Raw genomic sequence first — 13,324 nt, forward strand, 5'->3', positions numbered from 1 at the left:
CTCCTTGTTTTGTCCTGTGTGGCTCCATGTCTAAGCAACATACGGGGGTTGCTGTGAGCCTCTTTGATGGTATCGGGTTGGTGGGACCCCTTCCAACACGGGCGGCGCCGGGAGCAGGGGTGTGTTTTGCAAATCCCAGGCCTCCAACGCCTGAACAGTGATTCCCCGTGGTCCTGTTCGCCGCGTCAACCCCCGGATCAGGAGCATCCTGGTGCCAAAAAGCAGGGGCCCCGACTTTTCCTGCGCCTCGGAAAAGAAGGTGGCGTCCACACACCCGGTGCCGTCGTCAATGCTGATAAACACCACCCGTTTCCCGCCCCGCATGGGTGGCGTTTGCGTGGCCACCCGCACCCCTGCCACCAAAACCTCACTGTTGTTGCGCATGCCCAGCAGCTGGTCAGCCCGGCTGACCCCCAACTGTTCCAGAAGAGGTGCGTAACTTCCCATCAGGTGATCGCTCACGTCCATGGACAACAGGTCAAGTTCGGTGCGTACCGTCTCCGCCATGCTGGCCGCCGGATGCACAGCCGGCAGCGCCCCTAACTCCACATCCTCCAGGGGCAGGTGCAACTGGCCCGCAATGGGATGGTTGCGCTTGCTGCCCTTGCCGGCAGGGAGGCTGTTGACGTGGGCTATGAGGTCGGCACGGTTTGCCGTATTGCCGGTAAGGCGTTGTGCCTGGTGGTGCAGGGAATCCAGGGCGCCGAGCTGGGCAAGCCGCTTCAACGCGGGCCGGCTCAGCTTGGCCCGATCACGCAGATCAGCCAGCGAGTCATAAGGCTGGCCGTGGAGGATCCTTTTCAGTTCCGTCCCGGAGAGCCCATACACCCCGGCCAGGCTCATGCGAATACCCGTCACGTTGCTGGCTGTCCGCTCGGCACTGTACTGGCCGCCACTGGCGTTGATGTCCAGCGGCAGGATGGGGATGCCCAGGCGCCTGGCCTCAGCCACCAGCAGGCGCCGCGGATACATGCCGGGATCGTGCTCCCACAACCCCGTCAGAAACTCGGCTGGATGGTGCGCCTTCAGCCAGGCCGACTGGTAGGTGGGAACAGCAAAGGCAGCCCCATGGGCCTTGCAGAAGCCAAAACTGCCAAAAGCCTTCAGCGTCTCCCACACCTCATCAATGACAGCCGTGCTGTAACCGTGCGCAGTGGAGTGTTCCCTGAAGTACTTTTCGATGGCTGGTTCCACGCCGGGCTTTCCCAGCCCACGCCGAAACTCGTCCGCGCGGGACAGGGTGCATTTGGTCATGACACTGAAGGTTCGCAGCACCTGTTCATGAAAAACCGTCACCCCGTGTGTCTCCGCAAGGGCCGGTATCAGATCCGGGTGCGCGTAGTGGGCGGGGGTGAAGCCCGCCCTGTTTTCCAAGAACGGTTTCACCATATTTGATTTCATGGGGCCGGGCCTGAACAAGGAAATGTCAATGACCAGATCGCTGAACTCGGTGGGCGCCATCTTGCCCACCAGTTCACGCTGGCCCGGGGACTCAATCTGGAAACACCCCAGCGTGTGGGTGCTGCGGATCAACTCAAAGGTGGGTTCGTCGTCGAACGGGACGGCATCAAGATCAATGCCACCCCCCTCGTTGATGAACGGCGCCGCCGGGTGGTGCCCGCCCTCAGCGGCAACGGCCTCCTTGGAAGGGTGCAGCCGGATGATTTCCCGCACGGCATAGGCCATGGCGCTTTGCATGCGCACACCCAGCACATCGAGTTTGAGCATGCCCATGGCATCCATGTCGTGCTTATCAAATTGACTCATGGGCAGGCCCAGCCCGCTCGGCTGCACAGGTGTCCTGTTCAATAAGGACGAATCCCCCAGGATCACCCCGCAGGGGTGCATGGAAATGTGCCTGGGCAAACTGTCCAGGCGTTCGGTGAGGTCAACCAGCAGATCCAGCTGGGCGCCTCCTTGCGCATGGCGGGAGTTTTCCACCTGTGCGGCAAAATCGCGCAGCTCAGGCTTCTCCTCCAGCGCCTCCCTGAAGGATCCTGCCGAAAACCGCCACAGCTGTTTGGCGATTTGGTCAATATCAGCCTTGTCCATGCCCAGCGCCAGCCCGGCATCCCTGACAGCGCCGCGGGCACGGTAGCTGTTTTGCATGCTCATCAGGGTGACCCGTTTTGAGCCGAAACGCTCAAAGATGCGTCTGTATACGTTGTGGCGTTCCGCGCTTTCCACATCAAGGTCAATGTCCGGCAGCGTTGACCTGTCCAGGGAGAGGAACCGTTCAAAGAGCAGGTCATTGGCTATGGGGTCCACCGCGCTGATGCCCAGCAGATAGTTGACCAGGGACGACGCCCCGGACCCTCGCGCCGCCCGGCGCACCCCCATGTCCTTGATCATCTCCGAGACCTCGGCCACAGTAAGAAAGTAGGAATCGAAACCCAGACCACTAATGGTGGCCAGCTCCGTCTCGAGCCTGCCTCGCACCTCCAGCAGCTTTTTGCCGGGGAGTCCCCCAAAGCGCTGGTTCAGCCCCGCTTCCGTGCGTTGGCGCAGCTCCATGCCGGCTGGCTGCGTCAAACCCAACACTTGAGACTCGGGGGTTTTGGGCTGCTTCCAGCCAAGATCCGCTGCAGGGTCAAGCCTGCACTTGTCCGCCAATTGTTCCGTGTTGGACCACAACTGCCTCAGCTCGGCACTGCCATAGCCGCCCTGGTGAACAATCTCCTGCGCCACGGACTGCATCTGGGCAGCATTTTTAAGCCAGGCCTGCCCCGTGGGTTGCAAGTCATTGAGCTTCTCCAGGGGCGAGATGTTCCTGGCAGCATCCAAGACATCCGCCGTTGGCGCATCGTCTTCACAGCTGTAGCGCACGGCGTTGCTCAAAACGGCCGGCACATCAAACTCCTGCGCCAATTTCAGCATCCGCACAGCATGGGATGTGCTCATGGGCGCACCGGGAGCGCTCAGGTGGCTCAGGATTTCCACCACAAGGGATCCCACTGGCATGGCATTGCGCCACGAAAGGAATTTGGTGCGCGGCAGCAGATACTTGCGCCCGTTCAGCGCCCTGCCCACGGGAGAACCAGGACCCAGCAAGACTGTTAAGACTGCCCTGCCGGAAGCCGGATCCAGCACGGCTGCAGCCAGTTGGGCCAGGGTGATGCCCACCAGCCCCCGGGGCTGGTCATGCGCGGCCGAAATGAGGCGGCACAGGGCGCCGTAACCTGCGCCCGGAGCCACGAATCCCCCGCCGTGGGCCAGGATCACCACACGCCCCGCCACTTCCAGACCGTTTTGCCCCTCTTCCAACACGGCAAGGTCAACCCCTACAAGGGGGTCAATCCCGGCAGCCCTGCAGGCCTTGACATGTTTAACGGCGCCATAGAGCCCATCCCTGTCGGTGATAGCAAGCGCGTTGGCGCCGTCTGCCGCCGCAGCCTGGGCCAAGTCATCAGGCCAGGAAACCCCATAGTGGGCGCTGAAGGCTGAGGCGCAGTGCAAATGGACAAAGTTACGCACCCTCCTGCAGCTCCTTAAATTTCTCATCCAGCGCGTCATGGATTTTTATGACGCGCCAACGGTCACTGGGCCGGTACCTCACCAGATCCAAGGTCAACAACTCCGTTGCGCCATCCTGGCGCACTTGCACCCGCCACATTTGGGTGTCCACGTACCCCACTCCCTCGCCAGGCCGCATGCGGGTCTCACTTTCCCACCAGGGCCGCCGTTCATACCAACACAATGGTTCGGCGGCCAGGTCATAGAGCCGTCCGCGCCACCACAGCTGCACCAGCGCCCCCTCGGCTGAGCGCACCACATTGACTGACTCGCTAAACGTGCCCATGCGTGCACTCCACCTCCACCCGGCAATACCAACTCAGCATCATATTCTTGATCCGAATGGCTTATTAGTACATATATCCGAATAGATTTAAGTGTACGCTCAGTTTCACGCGGAACGTAACCCGCCCATTGGGAAGAAACGCCTGCGCGGACATTTGTTCTGCGCTTAAAGCGTTATGTAGATAGCTGACAACGCAACTGGCGTCTAGCATGGCCTTATGGCCATTGGCCTAGTCTCCCTGACGGCGTCACCACGATTTTTGAAGGAGCGTTCCATGACTGACATGGTCACCCTCATCGCTAAGACCAATCCGTTGGAACGGGAGCTCAAGATGGCTTCCCGTACTGTGCAGGAATCAGATCTCCAACGCCTCGGTGAGCTGTACTTCACCGCCTACGACGCCGGTGCCGCCGGCGATTCGATCGAAGTTGCCTTGGCGGACATCCAGGCATCCTGGGCCGGCAAATACGGCCATTTCCTCCCCAATGCCTCCCACGTGGCACTGGATAAAAACGGCAAAATCGTTGCAGCGGTGCTGGTGGTGGAACACGCCATCGGTGACGACACTCCCGATGCACCTTTCATCATTGAACTGATCACTGACCGTGAGCACCGCCGCCGGGGCTTGGCCGAGGACTTGGTACTTACCACCATGGACACCTTGTTCAACGAGGGCAAGGCAGATGTGGCCCTACGGGTGGAAGCCACCAATTCCGCAGCCCTTGCCCTGTACCTGTCTCTGGACTTCCACCGCTGGTCTCCCGAAGACACCGAGGACTAAAGCTTCACCATGGAGCAGCGGCTGACGTTTATTTCCTTGGGAGTCCACACAGTGGAACGCTCCCGTGAGTTCTATCTCACAGGCTTGGGCTGGACGGCGCATCAGGAGGTGCCAGGCCAGGTCATCTTCCTGCAGCTGAACCATGGGCTCATTTTGTCGCTGTGGAGCCGTGAAGCCATGGCCGCCGAGTTGGGTGTTGAGCCTTCCGACGGCGTCCCTCCCATCACACTGAGCCACAACGTTGGCAGTGTTGCCGAGGTCGACGCCGTCTTGGCGCAGGCGGTTGCGGCGGGCGCCGTCGTGGACCATCCTGCCGCGCAGCAGCCTTGGGGCGGCTACAGCGGTTATTTTGCCGATCCTGACGGCTTCCGCTGGGAAGTTGCCTTCAATCCCACCTGGGCCGTGGACGACGCCGGAAACGTCACCGTCTAGCCGGGACCCGGCCCCTGGAGCGCGATGGGCTCGATGAGCTCGATGGGCTCGATGAGTCCGGGGTTGTCATTGCGCACATTGCCCACAGCGGCGCCGACCGGATCCAGCACCCAGCTGGCAGCCTGCCTGTAGGCATCCGCCAAGACCATCTCCAGCAGTTGTGCCGGCGTTTCTGCCTGCGGGTTGAGCCATTCGGCCAGACCTTTTGCCGTCAGAGGCACCGGCAGCCTGTCGTGCAATGTGGCCAGTTCACCCTCAGGTGGCGATGCCATGGTGATGATGCTGGCGGACAGCAGCCACTGATCGGGCGCCCCGTTTTCCTTGCTGGGGTCCTTCCACCATTCATAAAGCCCGGCAAAGGTAATGAGTGAGCCGTCCGCACTGTGCACAAAATACGGCTGCTTGCTCTTCCCATCGGCCGACTTTTTCCATTCGTAGTAGCCCTGCACGGGCACGCCGCACCGCTTCGATTTCAAGGCTGAGCGGAACGTTGGCTTCTCCGCCACGGTTTCACTGCGCGCGTTGAAGGCCCGCACACCCACGCTTGGGTCCTTGGCCCAGCCCGGCACCAACCCCCATTTGGCAACATGGATCTGCCGGTGGACCTCGCCGTCAATGAGCCGCTCCAGCACAATGGGCACATCCGTGGTGGGGGCAACGTTGTAGGAGGCCCTCAGCTCAAGGGACGCCTCTGCCTCCGCTTCCAGCTCCGCCACCAAATCGCCCACTGCCCTGGCCATTACGTATCGTCCACACATGGAATCCATGGTGGCACAAACTGCCGCTTCGGCGCAGAACCTGCCCACAAGCAGCGCGGCAAGACCAGTGGCACAGACTGTTCCGGCGGCGCAGGCCATGCATGTGACACAAGATGAGGAATATCCCCTCCACCCGGTAGCGTTGTCACCAGTAGCATTCAACAAGACTTTTCTTTCAAGGAGTATTTGACGTGGATTTCACCCCCGACGCTGGCAGCATCACCATGTTTTCCACCACGTGGTGCGGCTATTGCAAGCGCCTGAAGAAGCAGCTGGACGCCGAAGGAATCGGCTACACCGAGATCAACATCGAAGATGTTCCGGGTACGGCCGAGCTCGTTGAAAGCCTCAATGACGGCAACCAGACGGTCCCCACCGTGTTGTTTCCGGACGGCTCAGCAGCAACCAACCCCTCCTTGAAGGATGTTGTAGCCAGGCTTGCCGCCTAGTCACAGCCGGCTCATGAAGCCGTGTAGCCTGTCAGGAACCTCATTTTGATGTTCCGCAAGGCGGAACACAACGGATTCTAGGAGCTCTTCCATGGTGCACAAGGTCAAAGGCGCAGTAGTCCTGAGCAAGGACGCGGCCGTCACAATCGAAACCATCCTGGTCCCGGATCCGGGACCGGGTGAAGCGCTCGTGGACATCTTGACCAGCGGTGTTTGCCATACTGACTTGCACTACAAGCAGGGCGGGATCAGCGATGACTTCCCGTTCCTGCTGGGCCATGAGGCTACAGGTGTAGTCAGCGCCGTGGGTGCCGGGGTCACCAACGTGGTTCCAGGCGACAGGGTCATCCTGAACTGGCGCGCTGTTTGCGGCACCTGCCGGGCGTGCGCCAAGGGCCAGGCCCAGTACTGCTTCAATACGGCCAACGCCACGCAGAAGATGACGCTCGAGGACGGCACCGTCCTCTCCCCCGCACTGGGCATTGGCGCCTTCATTGAGAAGACCCTCGTGGCGGCCGGGCAATGCACCAAGGTTGATCCGGATGTTGACCCGGGAGCTGTGGGTCTGCTGGGCTGCGGCGTCATGGCAGGCATCGGCGCGGCCATCAACACCGGCGGCGTGAAGCGCGGCGACTCCGTGGCCGTGATCGGCTGCGGCGGCGTGGGCTCGGCGGCCATTGCCGGGGCAGCACTTGCCGGCGCCACCACCATCGTTGCCGTTGACCGCGATCCCAAGAAGCTGGAAGCCGCCCTTGCACTCGGGGCCACGCACACGGTGGATTCCTCCCAGGAGGATGCCGTGCTCGCCATTCAGAACCACACCGGCGGGTTCGGGGCAGATGTGGTGATTGACGCCGTCGGACGTCCCGAAACGTACAAGCAGGCGTTCTACGCCCGCGACCTTGCCGGCACCGTGGTGCTGGTGGGTGTGCCCACCCCGGAGATGACGCTGGAACTGCCACTGCTGGATGTGTTTGGCCGCGGCGGGTCCCTGAAGTCGTCCTGGTACGGCGACGCCCTTCCTTCGCGTGATTTCCCCATGCTGGTTGAGTTGTACAAGCAGGGCAAACTGGATTTGGACGCCTTTGTGAGCGAACGCATCACCATCAACGACATTGAGGCAGCGTTCAGCAAAATGGGCCAGGGCTCAGTGCTGCGATCCGTGGTGGAGTTCGCATGAGCGCCCGCATTGAGCGCCTGGTGACCTCAGGAACTTTCTCGCTCGACGGCGGCACCTGGGACGTGGACAACAACGTGTGGTTGGTGGGTGACGACGCGCAGGTCTATGTGATCGACCCCGCCCACAACCCCGGCGCCATCAAGGAGGCTGTGGGGGAACGCACCGTCAAGGCGGTTTTGCTGACGCACGGCCATGACGACCACATCCGCTTCGCCCGTGACTTTGCCGACCTGGTGGGGGCTCCCGTGTTCATGAACCCGGCGGACCAAATGCTGTGGGAGCACATTTTCCCAGGCACCGCCCCGGATGCCACCATCGCCGACGGCGACGCCTTTGAGCTGGCGGGCACCGTGCTGACGGCCCTGCACACTCCCGGGCACTCCCCCGGATCGACATGCTTCTATGCCGAGTCGCTGGGCACTGTTTTCACCGGCGACACCTTGTTCAACGGCGGGCCCGGGGCAACAGGGCGCTCCTACAGCGACTTCCCCACCATCGTTGCCTCCATCAAGGAGCGGTTGCTGACCCTGCCACCGGAGACGGTGGTGAACACCGGTCACGGCGATTCAACCACCATTGGTGCTGAGGCGCCGGGAGTGCTGGCCGCCGGGCAGTAACTTATTGGCGGGAATCACGAAAGCGCCGTGTGGGCTGCGTAGGCGGCCAACACGGCGTCTTCCACATCGTCCACAGTGATCTCCGAAACCAGATCCTGCGCAGCGCCGGCAGTGGCAGGATCCCATTCCAGGCCCAGGGCTGCATAGGTGCCGGTGAGGACGCTGCGGATGGGTGCCGAATTCTCCACAACAATCACCGAGCTGAACAGCCACGCACCCGAGACCACGCGTTGGGCCGTGCCCACGAGCTTGATCCGCCCGGCCGGGCCGCTGCCGTACACACTGAATTCGCCCGGGCAGTACTCCCCTGGAATTTCGCCCACGGCGGCATCCACGCCCAGACTTTGCAGGGCTTGGGCAAACAGGTCCCCAAAGAAGCCAAACCTCGCCTTGGCCCCGGCAATGGCGTCATCCTCGCGTTGCAGGTGATCCACCACCAGTGTGCCCTGGTGGTAGGCGGCTGCCCGGCCGCCTGCCTTGCGCACTGCAGGCACGAAGCCGTGTTCCCGGGAGACCTGTTCGGCGTGACTGAACCCCTCAAGCCTGGTGTCGCGCTGCCCAAAGGCCACTGTGGGCTCCGGGCGGTAGAGCCGGAGCATGTCAGCTTGGTCGCCGGTTTTCACTCTGGCCAACAGCTCCAGGGCGTAATTGAGATCGGCTTCGGCGCCCAGATTATGCAGCTGGCGGTGGACTTCCAGCAACGGGGCCATCATGGCGCTCATGGGCGGTGCGGGATGGGTCGGATAGTCAAGATCTGTTCCGTTCGCGCAAAGGGGCCATTGATGTCATTGAGCACTGAGGACGTTAGCCCGATGCCGTCGCCGGCAATGGTCACATGGGTGTCCAGTCCCAGCCACTCACCCACAGGTTCACGGTAAATGTGGATGGAGAGGTCAACGTTGGGAAACATGAAGCCCCCGGGAACCGGAGCCATGCGCGCCGACACGCCATTGGCGCTGTCGGCCAGTCCCAGGAGGCGCACCAGCGCCGAGGAGTGTTCACCGCCGTCGAGCATGGTGTAGGGGCTGTGCAGCCAGGCACGTCCGCGACCGGGCCGGTGGTCGGGATGGGAGCGGCCCTGCACGGACTTGATGAAGCCGCCGGGCCAGCTGCTCAACCCGTCCCAGGGCACTGAGCTTTCCAAGCTGGCCATGGGCTCATCTTCGTAGGCTTCAACGGCTGAGGTGTCATTGGTTTGCAACCGCCAGGCCGTGACACGGACCGCCACGCGCCCCTCGGCAACCAGTTCCGCCTGCAGGAGTTCAATGGTTTTTCCGGGACGCAAAAGTGTTGTGTCAATGGTGAATGCACCGGCCGGAATCAGCCCCAGGATGTCGAAGCTCAAGCGGGCCAGGCGCATGTCCGCGCGGGGCTCAAACTGTTCCAGGGCATGAACCATGATGCCCGTCACGGGGGCCATGTGCTGTTCGTGCGTGTTCCAGGCACCTTGGGCGTGAATGGTTGACTCGTAGCGGTTTTCACCCAGATGGCGGTAGTACGATGTCACCTCAGCGGCGCACTGCGTTGTGTTCTCCGGCATGGCTATGACTCTACCGGCAGCCTTGCCGGGTAGCCCAAATGGGTGGTTAGGCCTGCTGTGTTGCGGGGTTGACAGCTTCTGGTGTGATTGCGGGGCAATCTTCCAGGGCGCTCTTGTCCAACTTGCGGGTTCGGGATACGCGGAACAGGTGAATGCTCAAGGCAGCCACGCCGGCCAGCAGCACCAGGCCAATGAGGGCAAGGGGTGATCCGGCGGCTGCGGCCAGGGCCGCGTCAAAGGCGGCAAGGCCAATGGTCGCGTAGATGGTGGCCCAGGCTATGGAACCAATCACTGTGGCCGGGATGTAGCGGCGCAGGGGCATGCGGCCCAGACCGGCAGCAGTGTTGATGGCCGTTTGCACGCCGATGGTCAAAAAACTCACGCTCACGGCCGGAGCGCCCCAGCGGGCAATGATTTTTTCTGCCCGCAAGACTGCCGGGGAGTCCAGGTGCTTTTGCAGCTTTGTCTTGCGTCCGCCGGCGGCCAGGCCGCGGCCTGCCCAGTACGTGGCGTTGGAGCGCAGCATGACAATGGCAAAGAGGATCAGAAAGGCCCAGATGAAAGGCAGGGAGACGATGCTGTCCATCATGAGCGCGTGCTACCTCCTGGGCCATCAAAATAATATAGCTACAGAATCCTGAGCTATTAGTCTTACCTTAGCTTATCGAAGGGCAGTGCGGTTGGGTTAATTTCAGTGGGGTGACACTGCTCGCGCGGGCCACGGCTGCCAGCCGCCGGGAAGCGTTTTGAACACAGCCCGCGCTGCCTTGATGCGCTCTCTGGGCAGGCTGCTGAACCGTAGCGGCCCGGCCGAGCTGCTGCTACCCCCGGGAAATGTGATGCTCATGTGCAGGGCCGGGCTGAACCCGCCCGTAAACCACTCCTTGTACTCTCCGGCGGCAACGGCAAGGACCACCCGTTCCAGTTCATCGGCTGCGGTGTCCAGCGTTTCATCACAGGCATCACAGCCACAGGTTGGCGCCGGGGCAGCATGCAACAATCCGGCGTGGACCTGCACGGACGGAAAATCCAGGTATTCAAAGATGAGCGGGGCCGCGTCCGGGGTTGACGGGGTGATCCTGACGGCGCGAACTGAGGTGACCTCTTGGTTCCCCATGCCACCTTGTTGCGGTACGAGCGCCAGCCCTTCCTCAATCACGCAGCCGTAGTTGGCACGAAGATGCCCAAGGAGCGCATCAGCCACCGCATGCAGGCCCGCGAACCTCTCCGGACGACTCCCGCGGCTGTACGCCTCATCCGGCGTGGTGTCCATGCCCCACCGATTCCCATACTCAATGACAGCGCCGTCGTCTGCCGTGAACTCGGTAGCGGCAATGCTGGGCCGCTGGTAACTTTCGCTCATGTCACCACCCTAGCCAGATGCGTGAGATGGCGCACAGTTGAGCGGTTCGGGGCTAGCATCAGTGCATGACCAACGATGCTCAGCCGTCCCAGACGTCCGGCCCCTCCTCCACCTCCCTCTTGGATGAGACGATTGGCGCCAACTTTGTTCGCACAGCCGGCCGCTTCCCGGACAGGGAGGCGCTGGTGGACGTGCCGTCGGGGCGCCGCTGGAGCTATGCGCAGTTGAATCACGACGTCGATGCCCTGGCCCGCGGTTTGCTCGCCGCCGGGGTGGGCAAGGGTGATCGGGTGGGCATCTGGGCGCCCAATGTGCCCGAATGGGTGCTCATCCAGTACGCCACGGCCAAGATCGGAGCCATCCTGGTCAACGTCAACCCGGCCTACCGGACCCACGAGCTCAAGTACGCCGCCCAGCAATCGGGCATGCGCCTGCTGGTGGCAATGCCGGCGTTCCGCAGCTCAGACTACGCCGCCATGATTGAGACCGTCCTGCCCGAATGTGCAGACCTGGTGGACGTTGTTTACATCGGCACGGAGTCCTGGGACGCACTCGTGGCGGGCGGGTCGGCGGTGGCCGCTGACGCCGTCGAACATGCCATGGAGGGATTGAACCCGAACGATCCCATCAACATCCAGTACACCTCGGGCACCACCGGCTACCCCAAGGGTGCCACACTGAGCCACCACAACATCCTGAACAACGGCTACTTCGTGACGGAGACCATCAAGTTCACCGAGCAGGACAGGCTCTGCCTGCCAGTGCCGTTTTACCACTGCTTCGGCATGGTCATGGGCAACTTGGGTGCCACCACGCACGGGGCCGCCATCATCATTCCGGCGGCGGCCTTCGATCCTGCAGCCACGCTGGCGGCCGTGCAGAAGGAGCACTGCACAGCCCTGTACGGCGTGCCCACCATGTTCATTGCGGAAATGAACCTGCCCGACTTTGCCAGCTACGATCTCTCCAGCCTGCGCACTGGCATCATGGCCGGCTCCCCCTGCCCCGTGGAGGTCATGAAGCGGTGCATGGCCGAGATGCATATGGCGCAGGTGTCCATAGCGTACGGCATGACTGAGACGTCACCGGTATCCATGCAGACGCAGACTGACGACGATGTGGCGCATCGGACCGAAACCGTGGGCCGGGTGCACCCGCATCTGGAGGTCAAGATTGTGGATCCGGCCACCGGGCTTACGGTTACGCGGGGCACCACCGGCGAATTTTGCACGCGCGGGTACTCGGTCATGCTGGGGTACTGGAATGATCCGGAGAAGACGGCCGGCGCCATTGATGCTGACCGGTGGATGCACACGGGTGATCTTGCGGTCATGTTCAGCGACGGCTATGTCAACATTGTGGGCCGGATCAAGGACATGGTGATTCGGGGCGGGGAAAACCTGTACCCGCGTGAAATTGAGGAGTTCCTCTACCAGCACCCGGATGTTGCCGATGTGCAGGTCATTGGGGTGCCGGATGAAAAGTACGGTGAGGAGCTGTGCGCCTGGATCATGATGAAGCCGGATGCAGTGCCGCTGGATCAGGCCGCCGTGGCCGCCTATTGCGAGGGCCAGCTGTCCCGCCACAAGGTGCCGCGCTACGTTCTGGTGGTCAACGAGTTCCCCATGACCGTGACGGGCAAGGTGCGCAAAATGGACATGCGCGCCGCCACGATGGAGCTGCTGGGGCTCTAGGAAGCACGACGGCGTGCCAACTTGGCCGTTCCGCGCCGACAGTCTGCCAAACTGGCGAGGGCCCATGAAATTTCATGCGCCGCGGCCCGTTTGGCACGCCGTCACGCATGGTTGCCTTTAACCGCCACCCTCAAGACGATTTCGCAGCCCCGGCCATGCTGTTCCGAACCCCGGGTGCAGCGGCAATGCGGAGACTGCACCAAGCGGCACCCATTCCAGGGCCAGGCTCTCGGGGTCGCTGATGACGGGCTCAAACGGCACCACGGCCTCGACGGCCACTGTGGTGTAGCTCCAGTAGCCCACGTCGTAGACGGAGGTGAATAGCAGTTCCACGTTCGCCCGCGGAACCCCGGCTTCTTCCCAAGCCTCACGCGACGCGCCGTCAACGGCGCTTTCACCATGGTGCAGTGCACCGCCGGGCAGGCCCCACGTGCCGCCATGGTGGGACCAGATGGCCCGGTGCTGCAGCAGGACTCCGCGGCCGGCGTCGAACACCAGCAACCCGGCGGAGCCAAACTTCCCCCAGAACTTGCCCTGCTCCCCCTCGACCCAGGCGTCGCCGGGGTCACGGTTGCTGCCAAGCCTGCCCGGACGCACAGCAGCCGCGGCATCCCGAACGAATCGGGCGGCCGCGGACGCAGAACTCGAGTGCGTGTGGGAATCTTCCTCATCCATGGCTTCCACGGTATCAACAACGCAGTGGCGGACGCC

The 13,324-nt window shown here is 62.4% G+C and carries 15 protein-coding genes; 7 read left to right on the forward strand and 8 right to left on the reverse strand.

Annotated features, from left to right (window positions below):
• Positions 1-30: 30 nt before the first annotated feature.
• Positions 31-3,474, reverse strand: coding sequence for a DNA polymerase III subunit alpha (locus tag CVS28_RS08830; protein WP_243399796.1), 3,444 nt, complete (start codon positions 3,472-3,474; stop codon positions 31-33).
• Entirely contained in the window at positions 3,467-3,799 is a 333-nt protein-coding gene (locus CVS28_RS08835; RefSeq protein ID WP_103465558.1) for a DUF6504 family protein, read from the reverse strand. Before CVS28_RS08835 ends, CVS28_RS08830 begins: the two co-directional genes overlap by 8 nt.
• Positions 3,800-4,073: 274 nt before the next feature.
• Here CVS28_RS08835 and CVS28_RS08840 point away from each other — a divergent pair, with 274 nt between their 5' ends.
• Positions 4,074-4,580: a GNAT family N-acetyltransferase gene (locus tag CVS28_RS08840; RefSeq protein ID WP_103481268.1), complete on the forward strand. Its 507-nt coding sequence runs from the start codon at positions 4,074-4,076 to the stop codon at positions 4,578-4,580.
• A gap of 9 nt (positions 4,581-4,589) precedes the next feature.
• On the forward strand, positions 4,590-5,012 hold the full coding sequence (locus tag CVS28_RS08845) for a VOC family protein (RefSeq protein WP_103465556.1): 423 nt from the start codon (positions 4,590-4,592) through the stop codon (positions 5,010-5,012).
• Here CVS28_RS08845 and CVS28_RS08850 read toward each other — a convergent pair.
• Positions 5,009-5,752: an SOS response-associated peptidase gene (locus CVS28_RS08850; protein ID WP_243399797.1), complete on the reverse strand. Its 744-nt coding sequence runs from the start codon at positions 5,750-5,752 to the stop codon at positions 5,009-5,011. The two genes, CVS28_RS08845 and CVS28_RS08850, sit on opposite strands and share 4 nt — an antisense overlap.
• A gap of 16 nt (positions 5,753-5,768) precedes the next feature.
• On the opposite strand from CVS28_RS08850, the gene CVS28_RS19395 reads away from it, so the two are divergent.
• From CVS28_RS19395 to CVS28_RS08865, 4 genes are all read left to right on the forward strand, one after another.
• A complete protein-coding gene (locus CVS28_RS19395; RefSeq protein ID WP_133159084.1) occupies positions 5,769-5,960 on the forward strand; it encodes a hypothetical protein in 192 nt (63 codons plus the stop codon).
• Position 5,961: 1 nt separating this feature from the next.
• Positions 5,962-6,219: a mycoredoxin gene (locus CVS28_RS08855; RefSeq protein ID WP_103465555.1), complete on the forward strand. Its 258-nt coding sequence runs from the start codon at positions 5,962-5,964 to the stop codon at positions 6,217-6,219.
• 91 nt (positions 6,220-6,310) lie between these two features.
• Positions 6,311-7,399 (forward strand): S-(hydroxymethyl)mycothiol dehydrogenase, encoded by a 1,089-nt coding sequence (locus CVS28_RS08860; RefSeq protein WP_103465554.1) that lies wholly within the window; start codon positions 6,311-6,313, stop codon positions 7,397-7,399.
• Positions 7,396-8,016 (forward strand): MBL fold metallo-hydrolase, encoded by a 621-nt coding sequence (locus CVS28_RS08865; protein ID WP_103481269.1) that lies wholly within the window; start codon positions 7,396-7,398, stop codon positions 8,014-8,016. Before CVS28_RS08860 ends, CVS28_RS08865 begins: the two co-directional genes overlap by 4 nt.
• Before the next feature lie 14 nt (positions 8,017-8,030).
• Here CVS28_RS08865 and CVS28_RS08870 read toward each other — a convergent pair whose 3' ends face one another.
• The 4 genes from CVS28_RS08870 to CVS28_RS08885 all read right to left on the reverse strand — a co-directional run bounded on the left by CVS28_RS08870 (position 8,031) and on the right by CVS28_RS08885 (position 10,919).
• Positions 8,031-8,738: a lipoate--protein ligase family protein gene (locus CVS28_RS08870; protein WP_103481270.1), complete on the reverse strand. Its 708-nt coding sequence runs from the start codon at positions 8,736-8,738 to the stop codon at positions 8,031-8,033.
• Entirely contained in the window at positions 8,735-9,556 is an 822-nt protein-coding gene (locus CVS28_RS08875; RefSeq protein WP_103481271.1) for a thioesterase family protein, read from the reverse strand. Before CVS28_RS08875 ends, CVS28_RS08870 begins: the two co-directional genes overlap by 4 nt.
• Positions 9,557-9,602: 46 nt before the next feature.
• On the reverse strand, positions 9,603-10,145 hold the full coding sequence (locus CVS28_RS08880; protein ID WP_243399798.1) for a DedA family protein: 543 nt from the start codon (positions 10,143-10,145) through the stop codon (positions 9,603-9,605).
• A gap of 102 nt (positions 10,146-10,247) precedes the next feature.
• Positions 10,248-10,919 (reverse strand): DUF6226 family protein, encoded by a 672-nt coding sequence (locus CVS28_RS08885; RefSeq protein WP_103481272.1) that lies wholly within the window; start codon positions 10,917-10,919, stop codon positions 10,248-10,250.
• A 65-nt stretch (positions 10,920-10,984) separates the two neighbouring features.
• Between CVS28_RS08885 and CVS28_RS08890 the strand changes: the two genes are divergently transcribed.
• The gene (locus CVS28_RS08890; RefSeq protein WP_103481273.1) at positions 10,985-12,613 is read left to right on the forward strand and encodes an AMP-binding protein; all 1,629 of its coding nucleotides are present in this window, start codon (positions 10,985-10,987) and stop codon (positions 12,611-12,613) included.
• A 117-nt stretch (positions 12,614-12,730) separates the two neighbouring features.
• Here CVS28_RS08890 and CVS28_RS08895 read toward each other — a convergent pair whose 3' ends face one another.
• On the reverse strand, positions 12,731-13,288 hold the full coding sequence (locus CVS28_RS08895) for an NUDIX domain-containing protein (RefSeq protein ID WP_103481274.1): 558 nt from the start codon (positions 13,286-13,288) through the stop codon (positions 12,731-12,733).
• Between the last annotated feature and the right edge of the window lie 36 nt (positions 13,289-13,324).

Origin of the sequence: Arthrobacter glacialis, assembly GCF_002909415.1 — a bacterium.
Classification (GTDB): domain Bacteria; phylum Actinomycetota; class Actinomycetes; order Actinomycetales; family Micrococcaceae; genus Specibacter; species Specibacter glacialis.

What these genes read in the sequence shown, in the direction of transcription:
- CVS28_RS19395 (WP_133159084.1), top strand. Translation starts at nt 5,769, where the DNA reads ATGGAATCCATGGTGGCACAAACTGCCGCTTCGGCGCAGAACCTGCCC.
- CVS28_RS08840 (WP_103481268.1), top strand. Translation starts at nt 4,074, where the DNA reads ATGACTGACATGGTCACCCTCATCGCTAAGACCAATCCGTTGGAACGG.
- CVS28_RS08845 (WP_103465556.1), top strand. Translation starts at nt 4,590, where the DNA reads ATGGAGCAGCGGCTGACGTTTATTTCCTTGGGAGTCCACACAGTGGAA.
- CVS28_RS08885 (WP_103481272.1), bottom strand. Translation starts at nt 10,919, where the DNA reads ATGAGCGAAAGTTACCAGCGGCCCAGCATTGCCGCTACCGAGTTCACG.
- CVS28_RS08870 (WP_103481270.1), bottom strand. Translation starts at nt 8,738, where the DNA reads ATGAGCGCCATGATGGCCCCGTTGCTGGAAGTCCACCGCCAGCTGCAT.
- CVS28_RS08865 (WP_103481269.1), top strand. Translation starts at nt 7,396, where the DNA reads ATGAGCGCCCGCATTGAGCGCCTGGTGACCTCAGGAACTTTCTCGCTC.
- CVS28_RS08835 (WP_103465558.1), bottom strand. Translation starts at nt 3,799, where the DNA reads ATGGGCACGTTTAGCGAGTCAGTCAATGTGGTGCGCTCAGCCGAGGGG.
- CVS28_RS08875 (WP_103481271.1), bottom strand. Translation starts at nt 9,556, where the DNA reads ATGCCGGAGAACACAACGCAGTGCGCCGCTGAGGTGACATCGTACTAC.
- CVS28_RS08850 (WP_243399797.1), bottom strand. Translation starts at nt 5,752, where the DNA reads ATGGCCAGGGCAGTGGGCGATTTGGTGGCGGAGCTGGAAGCGGAGGCA.
- CVS28_RS08860 (WP_103465554.1), top strand. Translation starts at nt 6,311, where the DNA reads ATGGTGCACAAGGTCAAAGGCGCAGTAGTCCTGAGCAAGGACGCGGCC.
- CVS28_RS08890 (WP_103481273.1), top strand. Translation starts at nt 10,985, where the DNA reads ATGACCAACGATGCTCAGCCGTCCCAGACGTCCGGCCCCTCCTCCACC.
- CVS28_RS08895 (WP_103481274.1), bottom strand. Translation starts at nt 13,288, where the DNA reads ATGGATGAGGAAGATTCCCACACGCACTCGAGTTCTGCGTCCGCGGCC.
- CVS28_RS08880 (WP_243399798.1), bottom strand. Translation starts at nt 10,145, where the DNA reads ATGATGGACAGCATCGTCTCCCTGCCTTTCATCTGGGCCTTTCTGATC.